At 66.6% G+C, this 15,534-nt stretch carries 13 protein-coding genes; 8 read left to right on the top strand and 5 right to left on the bottom strand.

The genetic code is table 11. The features are described 5' to 3' along the window. Positions 1 to 47: 47 nt before the first annotated feature. Together rpmI and infC are read right to left on the bottom strand one after the other, a co-directional pair. Positions 48 to 242: a 50S ribosomal protein L35 gene (gene rpmI, locus ADBZ9K_RS03105; protein ID WP_526618439.1), complete on the bottom strand. Its 195-nt coding sequence runs from the start codon at positions 240 to 242 to the stop codon at positions 48 to 50. A gap of 6 nt (positions 243 to 248) precedes the next feature. After that, on the bottom strand, positions 249 to 875 hold the full coding sequence (infC, locus tag ADBZ9K_RS03100; protein ID WP_526620685.1) for a translation initiation factor IF-3: 627 nt from the start codon (positions 873 to 875) through the stop codon (positions 249 to 251). Between the two features lie 295 nt (positions 876 to 1,170). On the opposite strand from infC, the gene ADBZ9K_RS03095 reads away from it, so the two are divergent. The 3 genes from ADBZ9K_RS03095 to ADBZ9K_RS03085 all read left to right on the top strand — a co-directional run bounded on the left by ADBZ9K_RS03095 (position 1,171) and on the right by ADBZ9K_RS03085 (position 6,420). After that, positions 1,171 to 1,530, top strand: a complete 360-nt coding sequence (locus ADBZ9K_RS03095) for a DUF1844 domain-containing protein (protein WP_526618438.1) — start codon at positions 1,171 to 1,173, stop codon at positions 1,528 to 1,530. 45 nt (positions 1,531 to 1,575) lie between these two features. Next, a complete protein-coding gene (gene lysX / locus ADBZ9K_RS03090) occupies positions 1,576 to 4,887 on the top strand; it encodes a bifunctional lysylphosphatidylglycerol synthetase/lysine--tRNA ligase LysX (RefSeq protein WP_526618436.1) in 3,312 nt (1,103 codons plus the stop codon). A 69-nt stretch (positions 4,888 to 4,956) separates the two neighbouring features. Next, the gene (locus ADBZ9K_RS03085; RefSeq protein WP_526620684.1) at positions 4,957 to 6,420 is read left to right on the top strand and encodes an alpha/beta hydrolase; all 1,464 of its coding nucleotides are present in this window, start codon (positions 4,957 to 4,959) and stop codon (positions 6,418 to 6,420) included. A 15-nt stretch (positions 6,421 to 6,435) separates the two neighbouring features. On the opposite strand, the gene ADBZ9K_RS03080 is transcribed toward ADBZ9K_RS03085, so the two are convergent. Continuing rightward, the gene (locus ADBZ9K_RS03080) at positions 6,436 to 6,978 is read right to left on the bottom strand and encodes a TetR/AcrR family transcriptional regulator (protein WP_526618435.1); all 543 of its coding nucleotides are present in this window, start codon (positions 6,976 to 6,978) and stop codon (positions 6,436 to 6,438) included. A 94-nt stretch (positions 6,979 to 7,072) separates the two neighbouring features. Between ADBZ9K_RS03080 and ADBZ9K_RS03075 the strand changes: the two genes are divergently transcribed. Both ADBZ9K_RS03075 and ADBZ9K_RS03070 read left to right on the top strand, forming a co-directional pair. Then, positions 7,073 to 7,813, top strand: coding sequence for an SDR family oxidoreductase (locus ADBZ9K_RS03075; RefSeq protein WP_526618433.1), 741 nt, complete (start codon positions 7,073 to 7,075; stop codon positions 7,811 to 7,813). Positions 7,814 to 7,841: 28 nt separating this feature from the next. Continuing rightward, positions 7,842 to 8,123 carry a hypothetical protein gene (locus tag ADBZ9K_RS03070; RefSeq protein ID WP_526618432.1) on the top strand — a complete coding sequence of 94 codons (282 nt, stop codon included), beginning with the start codon at positions 7,842 to 7,844 and terminating at the stop codon, positions 8,121 to 8,123. A gap of 14 nt (positions 8,124 to 8,137) precedes the next feature. Here the strand turns inward: ADBZ9K_RS03070 and uvrA are convergent, their stop codons facing one another. Beyond that, on the bottom strand, positions 8,138 to 11,047 hold the full coding sequence (gene uvrA, locus ADBZ9K_RS03065; protein ID WP_526620682.1) for an excinuclease ABC subunit UvrA: 2,910 nt from the start codon (positions 11,045 to 11,047) through the stop codon (positions 8,138 to 8,140). A 118-nt stretch (positions 11,048 to 11,165) separates the two neighbouring features. Here uvrA and ADBZ9K_RS03060 point away from each other — a divergent pair, with 118 nt between their 5' ends. Both ADBZ9K_RS03060 and ADBZ9K_RS03055 read left to right on the top strand, forming a co-directional pair. Further along, on the top strand, positions 11,166 to 11,843 hold the full coding sequence (locus ADBZ9K_RS03060) for an MBL fold metallo-hydrolase (protein WP_526618431.1): 678 nt from the start codon (positions 11,166 to 11,168) through the stop codon (positions 11,841 to 11,843). Positions 11,844 to 11,915: 72 nt separating this feature from the next. After that, entirely contained in the window at positions 11,916 to 12,323 is a 408-nt protein-coding gene (locus tag ADBZ9K_RS03055) for a hypothetical protein (protein WP_526618430.1), read from the top strand. 312 nt (positions 12,324 to 12,635) lie between these two features. Here ADBZ9K_RS03055 and ADBZ9K_RS03050 read toward each other — a convergent pair whose 3' ends face one another. Continuing rightward, positions 12,636 to 12,881 carry a hypothetical protein gene (locus tag ADBZ9K_RS03050; protein WP_526618428.1) on the bottom strand — a complete coding sequence of 82 codons (246 nt, stop codon included), beginning with the start codon at positions 12,879 to 12,881 and terminating at the stop codon, positions 12,636 to 12,638. On the opposite strand from ADBZ9K_RS03050, the gene ADBZ9K_RS03045 reads away from it, so the two are divergent. Beyond that, on the top strand, positions 12,856 to 15,321 hold the full coding sequence (locus ADBZ9K_RS03045; protein ID WP_526618427.1) for a hypothetical protein: 2,466 nt from the start codon (positions 12,856 to 12,858) through the stop codon (positions 15,319 to 15,321). The two genes, ADBZ9K_RS03050 and ADBZ9K_RS03045, sit on opposite strands and share 26 nt — an antisense overlap. Positions 15,322 to 15,534: the final 213 nt, after the last annotated feature.

The following is a 15,534-nucleotide window of genomic DNA, read 5'->3' as shown; positions in this document are numbered from 1 at the left end:
CGGTCTTCCTATTCTCGTTCGGTCACAACAAAGGGGGCTACGGCGTTTCAGCCGTTCAGCAACGCGTTGACACGCTTGGTGTCATTGGCCGACACGGTGGCGCGGCCGTCGAGACGACGGGTGCGGCGGCTCGACTTGTGCTCGAGCAGGTGGCGACGGTTCGCCTTCTGCCGAACGATCTTGCCGGTGCCGGTACGGCGGAAGCGCTTGCTGGCCCCGCTGTGGGTCTTGGCCTTAGGCATGTGTCCTCAGTTCTGCGTTGTTTCGGTGTCTTGCGGCTGCTCGGTGCTGGGCTCGGGCGTAGGTTCGGCCCGGCGCGCCAGTGGTGCGTCGGCGTCGTGCGCTGCCCTGGCACGAGTCTTCGCGCCGCGGTGCGGCGCCAGCACCATCGTCATGTTGCGGCCGTCCTGCTTGGCGGACGTCTCGATGAAGCCGTAATCGGCGACGTCGGCGCCCAGCCGTTGCAGCAACCGGTACCCGAGTTCGGGCCGGGACTGCTCGCGACCGCGGAACATGATCGTCACCTTGACCTTCGACCCCGCCTCGAGGAAGCGGATGACGTGACCCTTTTTGGTCTGGTAGTCGTGGTCGTCGATCTTGGGACGAAGTTTCTGTTCCTTGACGACGGTCTGCTGCTGGTTCTTGCGAGACTCGCGCTCCTTGAGAGCCGTCTCGTACTTGTACTTTCCGTAGTCCATGATCTTGCAGACCGGAGGTCTGGCATTCGGGGCTACTTCGACAAGATCGAGATCGGCATCCGCGGCGACGCGAAGGGCGTCTTCGATGCGCACGATGCCTACTTGCTCCCCGCCCGGTCCGATCAGGCGGACTTCAGGTACGCGGATGCGCTCGTTGACGCGGGTCTCAGTGCTGATGGGGCCTCCCTGGTTCGTGTTCCTCTGCGGACCACCGCGGGGTCACGCTCGGGAAACAGCTCGGGGAGTTCCCAGCACTCTGTTCCATCGAACAGAAGGGCCCTGCCTAAAGCAGGGCCCAATGCCGACCGATCGCGGCTTGCGCCGCCTGCGAAACCGCAGACCAGATACCATTACGGCATCTGTGACCGGACCGTTGTACCTGCGGAAATCTCCGTGGCCAACGGTGGGAGTGGGACTCCACTTGCTGTCCCTGGCGTACGCCGGGACGGTCGTGCATGCCAGTCTAGCAGGCATGACGGATTCCGAACCAACGCCACCTGAGGCAGGCCTGCCGACCCGCGACCTGGCCGACATACCCGCCGTCGAGGTCATCACCCGTGCCGCGGTCATGCTGATGAGCGCGGCGGCCGAAAAACTCGGCTTGGCCGCCCCCGATCCCGACGCCAGCGACCACCGCGATCTCGATGAGGCCCGCCGGCTCATCACCGCCCTGGCCGGCCTGGTGACCGCCTCGGCGGAGTATCTCGGCCCGCACGCGGGGCCGGTCCGTGACGGATTGAAGACTCTGCAATTGGCCTTCCGGGAATCCAGCGCTGCCCCCGACGAGCCTGGCCGCGGCCCTGGCGAGAAATACACCGGCCCGGTCTCCTAGCGCGGCACAGACAATTCGCATGTCGAGCGAATATCCTCGCGGCCTATGACCGTCACCATGAGTCGGCCAACCTCGAGATTCCACTGGGTGCCCGCCGCCGCCGGCTGGATCATCGGCGTCATTGCGACCGTGTCGCTGTTGTCGAGTGTGTCCACGGTGCTGCGGCACCTCATCAGGATCCCGCGCGAATTCATCAACGACTACATCTTCAACTTCCCCGACACCAGCTTCGCGTGGGCGTTCGTCCTGGCATTGCTGGCCGCGGCGCTCGCGGCCCGCAAGCGCATCGCCTGGTGGATTCTGGTGTTCTACATGGCCGCCGCCGCGGTGTGGAACATCGCCGATGTCGTCGCCGGCGGCGAGACCGAGGCCGTGGACGTCGGCGAGATCATCGGCCTGGTCTTCCACCTCGCCTCGATCGGCATTCTGCTGCTGGCCTACAAGGAGTTCTGGGCCCGGGTGCGCCGCGGTGCGCTGCTGAAGGCGGCCGCGGCCCTGGTGGCCGGCCTGGCTGTGGGTACCTTCGTCGGCTGGGGCTTGCTGGAGTTCTTCCCCGGCTCGCTGGCCCGCGAAGACCGGTTCTGGTACGCCCTGAACCGGGTCAGCGCCTTCGCCGGTGCCGGTGCCGATTCGTTCACCGGTCATCCGCACGTGTTCGTCAACGCCCTGCTGGGTCTGTTCGGCGCCCTGGCGCTCATGGTGGCCGCTATCGTGCTGTTCCAGTCGCAACGCGCCGAGAACGCGCTGACCGGCGAGGACGAATCGGCGATCCGCGGATTGCTGCAGACCTACGGCAAGAACGACTCGCTGGGATATTTCGCCACCCGTCGGGACAAGTCGGTGGTCTTCGCCCCCAACGGACGCTCGGCCATCACCTACCGCGTCGAGGTGGGAGTCTGCCTGGCCAGCGGTGATCCCATCGGCGACCCGCGCGCCTGGCAGCAGGCGATCACGGCGTGGCTCTGCCTGTGCCAGGACTACGGCTGGGCGCCCGGGGTGATGGGTGCCAGTTCCACCGGCGCGCAGGCATACCGGGAGGCCGGCCTCAACGCGTTGCAACTGGGCGACGAGGCGATCCTCTACCCCGACCAATTCCACCTGTCCGGCCCCGACATGCGCGCCGTCCGCCAGGCGGTCACCCGCGCCCGCCGCGCGGGGCTGACCGTCCGGATGCGTCGGCACCGCGAGTTCTCCGCCGAGGAGATGGCCGAGGTGGTGAAACGCGCCGACGCCTGGCGCGACACCGAAACCGAACGCGGTTTCTCCATGGCGCTGGGCCGGCTCGGCGACAGCGCCGACGGCGACTGCCTGCTGGTCGAGGCGGTTCAGGGCGACGCGGGATCGGACGGCGACGGCCAGGTGGTCGCGATGTTGTCGTTGGCACCGTGGGGCAATAACGGCTTGTCGCTGGACCTGATGCGCCGGTCGCCCAACTCGCCGAACGGAACCATTGAGCTGATGGTCACCGAACTTCTGCAGAACGCCGAAGACATCGGCGTCACCCGCGTGTCGCTGAACTTTGCGATGTTCCGCGCCGCGTTCGAGCAGGGCGCCCAGCTGGGTGCCGGTCCGGTTGCCCGGCTGTGGCGGGCGGTCCTGGTGTTCTTCTCGAAATGGTGGCAGCTCGAGACGCTCTACCGGTCGAACATGAAATACCAGCCGCAGTGGGTGCCCAGATACGCCTGCTACGAGGACGCCCGGCTGATCCCCAGGGTAGGCGTCGCCTCAGTCATCGCCGAGGGTTTCCTGGTGCTGCCGTTCTCGCGCCGCACCAAGCAGCACACCGGCCACCATTCGTCGGTGCCCCACGACCTGGTGGCCACCGGACGATTGCACGCCGACGGCAGCGCGCCGGACAACGCCGAACCTGCCACCGGGCCGATCAAGAATGACGAGCTGCGGCTGCCCGACCAGGTACGGGTCCGGATGGCGAAGCTGAAAACGTTGCAGGACAACGGGATCGATGCCTACCCCGTCGGCAAGCCCCCCAGCCACACCGTCGCCCAGGCCCTGGCGGCCGACGACGACGTGACGCTCAGCGTCGCCGGCCGAATCCTGCGCACCCGCGATTACGGTGGTGTCATCTTCGCCCAGCTGCGCGACTGGTCCGGTGACGTGCAACTGCTGCTGGACAAGTCCGACCTCGACGGCGCCGCCGAGGACTTCGCCGCTGTCGACCTCGGCGACCTCGTCGAGGCGACCGGGCACATGGGTTACAGCAAGAACGGCACCCGCTCGATCCTGGTGAAGCAGTGGCGGATGCTGGGAAAGTGCCTGCGCCCCTTACCCGATAAGTGGAAGGGACTGCAGGACCCGGAGGCACGGGTACGCGCCCGCTACGTCGACCTGGCGATCAACCGTCAGGCGCGCGATCTGATCCGCGCCCGCAGCAATGTCCTGCATTCGATCCGGGAAACCCTGTTCGCCAAGGACTTCCTGGAAGTCGAGACCCCGATCCTGCAGCAGATCCACGGTGGAGCCAACGCCCGGCCGTTCAAGACCCACATCAACGCCTACGACCTGGACCTGTACCTGCGCATCGCCCCCGAGCTGTACCTCAAACGGCTGTGCGTCGGTGGTGTCGAGCGGGTTTTCGAGCTGGGCCGGGCCTTTCGCAACGAAGGCGTCGACTTCAGCCACAACCCCGAGTTCACGTTGTTGGAGGCCTACCAGGCGCACGCCGACTACCGGGTCTGGATCGACGGCTGCCGGGAACTGATCCAGAACGCGGCGATCGCCGCCAACGGCTCGGCGGTCGTGATGCGGCCCCGCGACCACCACGAGGATCAGCTCGAGCCCGTGGACATCTCCGGCGCGTGGACGGTCACCTCTGTGCACGACGCCGTCTCCGCGGCACTCGGCGAGCAGGTCGACGCGCAAACCGAGCTGGCGACGCTGCGCCGGCTGTGCGACGCCGCGCATATCCCGTACCTGACCCATTGGGATGCCGGCGCAGTGGTGTTGGAGATCTATGAGCGGCTGGTGGAAGACCGTACCGAGGCACCGACGTTCTACACCGACTTTCCGACGTCGGTGTCCCCGCTGACCCGGCCGCACCGGAGCAAGCCGGGGGTCGCCGAGCGTTGGGATCTGGTGGCCTGGGGTGTCGAATTGGGAACGGCCTACAGCGAACTCACCGATCCGGTCGAACAGCGCCGTCGGCTGCAGGAGCAGTCGCTGCTGGCCGCCGGCGGCGACCCCGAGGCGATGTCGCTCGACGAGGACTTCCTGCAGGCGATGGAATACGCCATGCCGCCCACCGGCGGCCTGGGAGTCGGTGTCGACCGGGTCGTCATGATGATCACCGGACGGAGCATCCGCGAGACGCTGCCCTTCCCGCTGGCCAGGCCACGGTAGTCGACAGCGTCCTCACAGCGACCCTCAAGGAAGTGTGGTCACGATGTACCCGTGACACCTTCGACGACGATGGTCGCCGACGCGCGGCTGGCGGACCTGGCGAGCCAGCAACACATTTCGTTGATCCACGGCTGGGTGCCGCTGACCGTGCAGATCGTGACCGGCGCCGCGCTGGTGCTGGCTGTGGGCTGGCGGACACGGCGGTGGCGGCTGCTGTGGTTGCCGGTGGCGGCAGCCGTCGGTGTCGCGGCGGCGGCCTACGCCCACTGGAGCATCGCCGATGATGGCCTGGCCGGCGATCCGGCGCCCCAACAGTTATGGGTGTGGATCGCGCTGACCGGCGTTGCGGTGATGGTGGCGGTCGTGGGCTGGCGCAGCGCCCGGTGGTGGCGGCGCGGGGTGTCGGCGGCCGCAGTGCCGCTGTGTGCGTTGTCCTCGGCGATGATGCTCAACGTGTGGGTGGGCTACTTCCCCACCGTGGCGACCGCCTGGAACCAGCTGACTGCCGGACCACTGCCGGATCAGACCGACCGCGCCACCGTTACCGCGATGGTGATCCACCACGCGATGCCGGCGACCGGCACGGTGGTGCCGGTGACCATCCCGTCCGACGCCTCACACTTCACCCACCGCGGCGAATTGGTGTATCTGCCCCCGGCTTACTTCGCCACCAACCCACCACCGAAGCTACCCACCGTGATGATGATCGGCGGCGAGTTCAACACCCCGGCCGACTGGCTGCGAGCGGGCAACGCCGTCAAGACGATCGACGAATTCGCGGCCGCACATCACGGCAACGCGCCGGTGTTCGTGTTCGTCGATTCCGGCGGCGCATTCAACAACGACACCGAATGCGTCAACGGCCCGCGCGGCAACTCCGCGGATCACCTGACCAAAGATGTTCTCCCCTACATGATTTCAAACTTCGGCGTCAGCCCCGATCGAGCGAATTGGGGCGTGGTCGGCTGGTCCATGGGCGGCACCTGCGCGGTCGATCTGGCGACCATGCACCCGGAGAAGTTCAGCACCTTCGAGGACATCGCGGGCGATCTGGCACCCAATTCAGGCGACAAGAGCCAGACGATCGCCCGGCTCTTCGGCGGCGACGCGGCCGCCTATGCCAGCTTCGATCCCACGACTGTGATCACCAATCACCCTCGCTACCAAGGCGTCTCCGGCTGGTTCGCGATCTCGGGCAATCCGTCGGCCCAGCACCGCACGCCGTCGGTGGTCGAGGTCGGCGCCACCGGCCTCGGGGGGCGAGACGCCAGCCCGAACCCGGGCGACCAGACCGCCGCCGCCAACACACTGTGCGCGCTGGGAAGCGCCAACGGCATCAGCTGTTCGGTGGTCGCCCAGCCGGGCAAGCACGACTGGCCCTTCGCCGCCCGCGCATTCACCGCGGCGCTGCCCTGGCTGGCCGCCCAGATCGGCACCCCCGGCGTCCCAACCGTCGGTTTGCCCGGGCCGCCGATGCAACCACCGGGGCCCGTCACGATCGCGGCCGCGGGCGGGCCGCCCGGGGTGCGGTGATCTCCGGCGGCACAGCTACTGGCGCAGGCCGGCCAGGATGATGCCGATCAGATGATCGGCGCGGGGATCCCATTCGTCGTCGTCGACCTTCATCAGGCCGCTGAGCAGGAGGATGACGTCGCGAGCGTCGACGTCGCGCCGCACCGTCCCGTCGGCCTTCCCGGCATCGAGCAGCGCGGTGATCACCCCGGCGATCGAACCGGCGCTGTGACCGGCCAGATCGGACCGCACGCTCGCCGTGACGGCCGCGAATACGCCGCGCTTCACCCGGGCATAGTCGGTTACCCGACGTAGCCAGCTTTCCAGCGCCTGGGCCGGTGGCACCTGGCTCAAGAGCGCCGGGGCGGCCGCGACCAGCGCCTCGACGTCATCGCGGTACACCTCGATGAGCAGGTCGTCGCGGGTGGGAAAGTGCCGGTACAACGTGCCCTGACCGACACCGGCCAGCTTCGCGACCTCGTTGAGCCTCAGCTCACCGGGCCCAACGACGAGCCGGCGAGCCGCCTCGACGATCCGAGCCCGGTTCTCGGTCGCGTCGGCTCGCCGCGGCGCTGACATGGCAACCCCTTCGCACCAGACAAACGGACACGTGTCCGCTACCGTGGGGAGTTAAGCGGATACGTGTCCACTTTAGTCCTGCGAAGGGGTTGTCATGTCAGCCAGCAGCGGAAAAGTCGTCGCCATCACGGGTGCCAGCAGCGGCATAGGCGCCGCGACCGCCCGGCTGCTGGCTGCGCGCGGAGCAAGCGTCGTTCTGGGTGCTCGACGCGAAAAGCGGCTCGACGACATCGCCGGGGAGATTCGCCATGCGGGCGGGGCGGTTGCCACCGCCTGTATCGACGTGACACGGCGCGCCGACGTGGAGCGGCTGGTCGACGTGGCCGTACAGCAGTTCGGGCGCCTCGACGTGTTCGTCGGCAATGCCGGCATCAGCAGGATCGGGCCGATGAGCGAGCTCGACGTCGACGGCTGGTCGGCGATGATCGACGTGAACGTGCGTGGCGTCCTGCACGGCATCGCCGCGGCACTGCCGGTCTTCCGCGCCCAGGGGCACGGTGATTTCGTGACGGTCGTTTCGACGGCCGGACTCAAGATCGTGCCGACCATGGCGGTCTACGCCGGCACCAAGAACGCCGTGCGCACCCTGCTGGAGGGGTTGCGCCAGGAATCGACCGATGGCGTCGTGCGCACCACCTCGATCTCCCCCGGGTATGTCAACACCGAGCTGGACTCCTCGATCGACGACCCCGAGGCGCGTCGGGCGGCCCGGGCCGAAATGGAACGCCTCGGCATGCCACCGGAGGCGGTCGCCCGGGCGATCGCCTTTGCCATCGAGCAACCACGCGATATCGAGATCGGTGACATCACTATCCGCCCGACGGTCCAGGGCTGACAGCGGTCGCCGGGAGTACGGTGACGCTATGGCCGACGCACCCGCACCCGATCCGACCCCGGCCCACCCGGTGACTCCGGTACCGGCCCCCGAGACCGACACCGGATACACCGCCTCGGGTGTCCCCACCTTCGATTCGGTGCGGGAGAAGATCGAAACCAGGTACGGAACCGCCTTGGGCTCAGCGGAATTGGATGCCGAAACACCCGAGGGTCGCCGCGTCGAGGAGCAGTACGAGGCCCGCCAGAAGGCTGCGCACGACAAGCTGGAAGAGATCCGGGCCGCATTGCACAATCACGACCAGCCCTGAACCCGTGTGGCGGCTCAGGCGCTGACCTTGCGACGCCGGGTCACCCGTTTCGGCGCGGGAGCGGCGAGCACCTCGGCGAGAAACTTGCCGGTGTAGCTTTCCGGCACCGCAGCGACATCCTCGGGAGTGCCCTGTGCGATGACCGTACCGCCGCCGGAACCGCCCTCGGGACCCATGTCGATAATCCAGTCCGAGGTCTTGATGACGTCGAGGTTGTGCTCGATCACAATCACCGAATTGCCCTTGTCCACAAGACCATTGATGACCTTGAGCAGCTTGCGGATGTCCTCGAAATGCAGACCCGTGGTCGGCTCGTCGAGAATGTAGACGGTGCGGCCGGTTGACCGCTTCTGCAGCTCGGCGGCCAGCTTCACCCGCTGCGCCTCACCCCCGGACAAGGTGGGTGCCGGCTGGCCCAGCCGCACATAGCCCAGCCCCACGTCGACAAGGGTGCGCAGGTAGCGGTGGATACCGGTGATCGGCTCGAAGAACTCGGCCGCGTCCTCGATGGACATGTCGAGCACCTCGGAGATGGTCTTGCCCTTGTAATGCACCTCGAGGGTCTCGCGGTTGTACCGGGCGCCGTGGCAAACCTCGCAGGGAACGTAGACGTCGGGCAGGAAGTTCATCTCGATCTTGATGGTGCCGTCACCCGAGCATGCCTCGCAGCGACCGCCCTTGACGTTGAACGAGAACCGGCCCGGTTGATAGCCGCGCACCTTGGCCTCGGTGGTGGCGGCGAACAATGTGCGGATCTTGTCGAACACTCCGGTGTAGGTCGCCGGATTGGATCGCGGGGTGCGCCCGATCGGCGACTGGTCCACCCGCACCAGCTTGTCCAGATGCTCCAGCCCGTTGATCCGGGTGTGGCGGCCCGGGACCTGGCGCGCCCCGTTGAGCTTGTTCGCCAGCACCGCGGCCAGGATGTCGTTGACCAGCGTGGACTTGCCCGAGCCCGACACCCCGGTCACCGCGGTCAGCACCCCGAGCGGGAACGCGACGTCGATGTCGTGCAGGTTGTGTTCCCGGGCGCCGATGACGGTGAGCTGCTTGCGCCGGTCGACCGGGCGGCGGATCTCCGGGACGTCGATGCGCATCTTGCCCGACAGGTAGGCCCCGGTGATCGATTCCGGATTGCGCAGCAGCTCCGCGTACGGGCCGCTGTGCACCACCTGTCCGCCGTGCTCGCCGGCGGCCGGACCGATGTCGACCACCCAGTCCGAGTGCGCGATGGTGTCCTCGTCGTGTTCGACGACGATCAGCGTATTGCCCAAATCCCTGAGCCGCGTCAGGGTTTCGATGAGGCGTCGGTTGTCGCGCTGGTGCAGCCCGATCGACGGCTCGTCGAGGACGTAGAGCACGCCCACCAGACCAGACCCGATCTGGGTAGCCAGCCGGATGCGCTGCGCTTCGCCGCCGGACAGAGTGCCCGCCGCGCGGGCCAGCGACAGGTAGTCCAGCCCCACGTCGAGCAGGAAACCCAGCCGCGACTGCACCTCCTTGAGCACCTGCCCGGCGATGGCCTGCTCCCGGGTGCCCAGCGTGAGCTCGTTGAGGAACTCCGAGCAGTCGGCAATCGACAGCTCGCACACCTCGGCGATCGACTTCGCGCCGAGGTCGCCGGCGGCCAGCGTGACCGCGAGGATCTCCGGCTTGAGCCGGGTGCCGTTGCAGACCGGGCAGGGGACATCCCGCATGAACCCGTCGTAGCGTTCCTTCATCTGCTCGGACTCGGTCTGCTCCATGCGGCGGTGCAGAAACGCCATGACGCCCTCGAACTCGGCGTAGTACGACCGGGTACGGCCGTAGCGGTTCTTGTAGCGCACGTGAACCTGCTGGTCGCAACCCTCGAGAATCGCCTTGCGAGCCTTGGCCGGAAGCTTGCGCCAGGGTGTGTCGACGTCGAAGCCCATCGCTTCACCCAGGCCGGCCATCATCCGGGTGAAGTACTCCGCGGTATGGCCCATCGCCCACGGTGCGACGGCGCCTTCGGCCAGCGTCAGGTCGGGGTCGGGGACGACCAGGTCGGGGTCGACCTCCTTGCGGATGCCCAGGCCACTGCATTCCGGGCAGGCACCGTAGGGCGAGTTGAACGAGAACGACCGGGGCTCCAGGTCGTCGACGGCCAACGGATGGCCGTTGGGGCAGGCCAGTTTCTCGGAGAACCGCTGCTCTCTGGGATCACCGTGCGGGTCATTTTCTTCCCGGTCGACGAACTCCAGGACCACGATGCCGTCGGCGAGGTTCAGCGCGGTCTCGACCGAGTCGGTCAGCCGCTGCTTGGCGCTGGCCTTGACCGTGAGCCGGTCGACCACCACCTCGATGTCGTGCTTCTCCTGCTTCTTGAGCTTGGGCGGGTCGGTGAGCGAATGCACCACGCCGTCCACCCGCACCCGGCTGTAGCCCTGACTGTTGAGCTTGTCGAAGAGGTCGACGAACTCGCCCTTGCGGGTGCGTACCACCGGGGCCAGGACCTGGAACCGGAGGCCCTCGTCCATGGCCAGCACCTGGTCGACGATCTGCTGGGGGGTCTGCCGGGCGATGCGCTCACCACAGACCGGGCAGTGCGGGGTACCGGCCCGGGCGTAGAGCAGACGCAGGTAGTCGTAGACCTCGGTGATGGTGCCGACCGTCGAGCGCGGATTGCGGTTGGTGGACTTCTGGTCGATCGAGACCGCCGGTGAGAGACCCTCGATGAAGTCGACGTCCGGTTTGTCCATCTGGCCCAGGAACTGGCGGGCATAGGCCGACAGCGACTCGACATAGCGACGTTGGCCCTCGGCGAAAATGGTGTCGAACGCCAGCGAGGACTTGCCCGATCCGGAGAGCCCGGTGAACACGATCAGACTGTCGCGAGGCAGGTCCAGATCGACGCCGCGCAAGTTGTGCTCCCGCGCGCCCTTGACTATCAGCCGGTCAGCCACCAGCTCCCCTTCCTGCGGGTTTGTGGGCACGACGGTGCCGCCGAGGGAACAGATCATCTCGCGCGCGGCTCATTGGTCCCCATGCTATGTCGACCCACCGACAAGTAACGTGGCGACCATGACAGTCGTCGACGACACCTACACCGGACACGTCGAATCGCAGACGGCCGCGCGCCGGACGCTGCCCGGCGCCACCATCATCAAGATGTCGGTGGGCCCGATGGACAACAACGCCTACCTGGTGACCTGTTCCCACACCGGTGAGAGCCTGCTCATCGATGCCGCCAACGATCCGGATCTACTCGTCGAACTGGTGCGTGAGTACGCCCCGAAACTGGCGTTGATCGTGACCAGCCATCAGCACTACGACCACTGGCAGGCGCTGGCGGCCGTGGCCGAGGCGACCGGGGCACCCACCGCCGCCCACCAGCTCGACGCCGAGCCGCTGCCCGTACCGCCGGAGCGGTTCCTGGCCGGCGGCGACACCATCACCATCGGTGACCTCGTCTTCGACATCATCCATCTACGCGGCCACACCCCCGGCTCGGTGGCCCTGGCATTGCGACCCACCGGCGAGCGCACGGCCACCCAGCTGTTCACCGGCGACTGCCTATTCCCCGGCGGGGTCGGCAAAACCTGGGAGCCCGGCGGCTTCGAACAACTGCTCGGCGACGTGAACGCCAAGGTGTTCGGCGCCTACGACGACGCGACGGTGGTCTATCCCGGTCATGGCGATGACACCACCCTGGGCGCCGAACGCCCGCATCTTGACGAATGGCGCGAGCGCGGCTGGTAATCGGCAACCCCGACCACCCGGTGGTCTAAATTGACAGCGACGTCACAGCCACCCCACACCATTAGGAGTCCCATGACTCGCGCTGCCCTGGCCACCCTCGGCGCCGTCGCCGTCCTCGCCCTGGGAGCTTGCAGTTCCCACTCGTCGCCGTCCGCGCCGAAGGGCGCCGACCTCAAGGGCACCTGGGTGCAGACGGGGGCCGGCTTCGAGAAGGGCGTTCCGGTCACGTGGGTGAACCAGACCGTGGTGATCGACAAGGCCGACGGCCAGGGTTTCGCCGGGTACAAGGAATACACCCGCGAAGGGGAAGCGCCGCAGAAGGAGATCGTCGACGGCGTCATCGGCCCGACCGGCGACATCCTCATCACCGACAACGACGGCATCTTCCGCGGCAGCCTCGTCGACGGCAAGATCCAGGGCCAGTATGCCGAGACCGGCGATGACGGAGCAGCCATGAACGTCGAGCTGACCAAGAAATAGCACAGCCGAGCCCCGCTCGGCTGTGCCCTGACGAAAGCCCTTCTCGGCGTTGACCATCCGAGATGCGCGAGCCCGTGGACCGCCCCTGTCGGATCCCGGTCAGCTCGGATTGCCGACTCCGTCGACTTTCGTTCACTGCGTGTTCGCCCCATGTTCATTGCCGGAGCCTCGCTTCGCCGCAAGGGTGCCCTAAGTTACGCATGGGTCAAATAGAAGAGGGCGGTCGGACATGACGAAATCAGCGCGTGCACAGCATGTTTGGACGCAGAGATCAGCGAGCACTAGCCGAGCATCGGGCCGACACCGGCAGCCCTATGCTTGGTTGGGTGCGGGGGCGCTGACCCTCGGTGTGGGAATGGCGTTGGCCGGTGCCGGAGCCGCGCACGCCGATGACGCCTCCACCGCGAGTTCGTCCACCTCGGCCAGGCCCCACGGTTCGGCCTCCGCCGGCAAGTCAGCCCGCCACGCCGGCAGCCCGACCACACCGACCATCGCAGCAGCCAAGGTGAAGCCCACCGCGACCGCCGCCTCCGTGGCCAGATCCCGCGTCCGGACCATCCCCGCCACCCCGGCCGTCGCCTACGTGACCCATCCCCGGAAGCCGCTGGACCCCAACGACTTCGGCCCCGTACTCGGCACCATCGTACGGCTCGCCAACGAAATCCAGTATGTAATCACCGATCAGAAACCAATCGTCAAACCCTTCCAACTCCCCTCCGCCCCAAACCAATCGGTGGTCGTCGGCACCCTGGGCGCCTACAGCACCACTGGCAATCCCGTTGCCGTCACCGTCACAACCGCCCCCACCAACGGCACCGTCGCTATCGCCCCGAACGGGGGCTACTACGTCTACACCGCCAACTCCACCACCGGTGCCGCCGGTGCCACCGACTCCTTCACCATCACCGCCACCGATACCGGCTACCACCCCCTCGCCGACTTGCTCCACCTATTCGGCGTCGGGCAGCACAGCACCACCGTGACCGTGCCGGTCAACGTCATCGAAGCAACCCAACCCCCGGGTGAGGCCGACACCACCCAGTACACGGTGTTCAACACCAGTTACCAATCCCTGCAGATCGGCGGCTACGGCATCAACCAAGGCTCGCTATCTCCCGCCGTGGGGTGGGTGATCCAATCACCGGCCACCGCCACCGACAGCAGTCAGACCCAGGCGCTGTTCGAGATCGCCGACGGTAAGACCGTCACGGTCTACCTCAACCCGGTCGGGGTGGTCCACGAGGGCGTCACGCAGAACTTCGGTGTCCAGACGCCCACCGCGTTGGCGCTCAGCCCGGATGGCACCTACCTCTACACCGTCGACGTTTATGGAAAGGTGGTGGCCACCAACACCTCTAGCGGTCTGACCACCGCCTCCACCTCAGTTCCCGGGGCATGGAACTTGGCGATCACGCCTGATGGTTCGCGACTCTATGTAACCCAGAGCACCGGAGCGTCGGTGTCGGTGATCGATACCGCCACCGGCGCTGTCACCGCATCCATCGCCGTGGGCACCAACCAGCAGGGCATCGCCGTCAGCCCTGACGGCAAATACGCCTACACCGCCAACGGTGACGCCAACACGATCTCAGTGATCAGCATCGATCCCACCGACCCGAACTACAACACCGTCACCGCTACCATCGGCGGCGTCGGCCAGGTGGAGACACTCACGGTCAGCCCGGACAGCGCCCGGGTGTACGCCCTGGACTTCAACACCAGCACGATGCGGGTGATCGATACCGCGACCAACACGGTCACCGCTTCAGTCGGCGTCTCCAATCCGTCCGATGTGGCAGTGAGCCCCGACGGCACCCGCATCTACGTCGTCGACGAGGGAACTCTCCCCTACTACAACAACGGCTCAGTGACGGTGCTGAACTCGACCACCTTCGCCGTCGAGGCGACGATCGCGGTCGACGATCCGGGCCACCTCGCCCTCAGCGCCGATGGCACCCAGCTCTACGTCACCACCAGCGATTCGGTCGCGATTGTCGACACCGACCCGGCCAGCACCCACTACAACACCGTGGTGAATTCCGTCCGAACCGGGGACATCACCGTCGACGTCGTCGCGGGACCCAGCAACACCACCTTCTATGCCTCGAATTACCTGAGCAATTCCGTATCACAAGTCAGCGTCGCGCCCGCCGGTGTGACCGGCGACGGCGGAAGCTGGGGTTACGTGATCACGATGACGGGCGGCTCCGCGCCGACGTGCTCAGCCGGCAGCTCCAGGGACTGCGCGGCGGCTGGTACCTCCACCTACGCCGAGGACGCCCCGGGCACCGTCTATCACATACCCTCCGACCAAGCCCAGGAGCAGTCCGACGTGCTGCAGAACCTGGTCGACGACGACCTGTCGAACGCCGTCTTCTCGACCAAGTCCACGCCGACCATCGGGTACACCAACCCGCTGAAGGCCCAGGGTTTCAGCCCGTACACCAACAACACCTCGTCGGCATCGACCAGTGCCTACGCGACGACCACGACGACTTCCACCGCGGACAGTACGACGTTCAATCTGGCTGTGAAGGTCGCCGAAGAATACAAGATGGGCAATCTCACCTTGAAGGCCGAGGAAAGCGCCTCCCTCACCTGGGGGGTTACGACGACAAACACCATGACCTACACCCAAACGCTGACCCAGACCGTCCAGCCTGGCGAGACGCTCTACCTCTACACCGAAACCCCGGTCTATCGGTTCTACGGCGACTGGACTGTCACCTACGGCAACACGACCTATGTGCTCGAGAACGTCTGGTACGACACCCCCTATCCGGCCAGCAGCCTGTATCCCAGCTATGTAGCGGCCTACACCTGCAACACGGGCTCCACCCAGTGCAGCCAGCTGGCCTCAGGGGACCTCAGCGGCTACCCCGATGCATTCCCCACGGCTGCACCGACCTACCCCGTGGCCGAATCGGATCCGGACTCGAGCTATAGCTCCGGCGCAACCGGCAAAGCCACGGCGGAACGCTCAGCCCGCATGGTCTAGCCCTCGATCGCCATCGGCGAAAACAGCTGGCAGCCAACATCCTTCGGTTTGCGGGCAAGGCCAGGCCCAAGCTAGGCGTTCGCGCGTCTCACACGACAGCACAGATCGTTTGCCCATCGCACGCTGTTCACATCCCGGCCGTCATGCGTCCAGCACCTCAGCGACCCTGGTCCACTCGCTGTGCATACGTTTAAACCTACGTTCGACCAGGAG

It is taken from the genome of Mycobacterium sp. (assembly GCF_965229265.1).
Taxonomy (GTDB): domain Bacteria; phylum Actinomycetota; class Actinomycetes; order Mycobacteriales; family Mycobacteriaceae; genus Mycobacterium.
The sequence above is the reverse complement of the archived record's forward strand: the minus strand, read 5'-3'. Positions and strand labels throughout refer to the sequence as shown.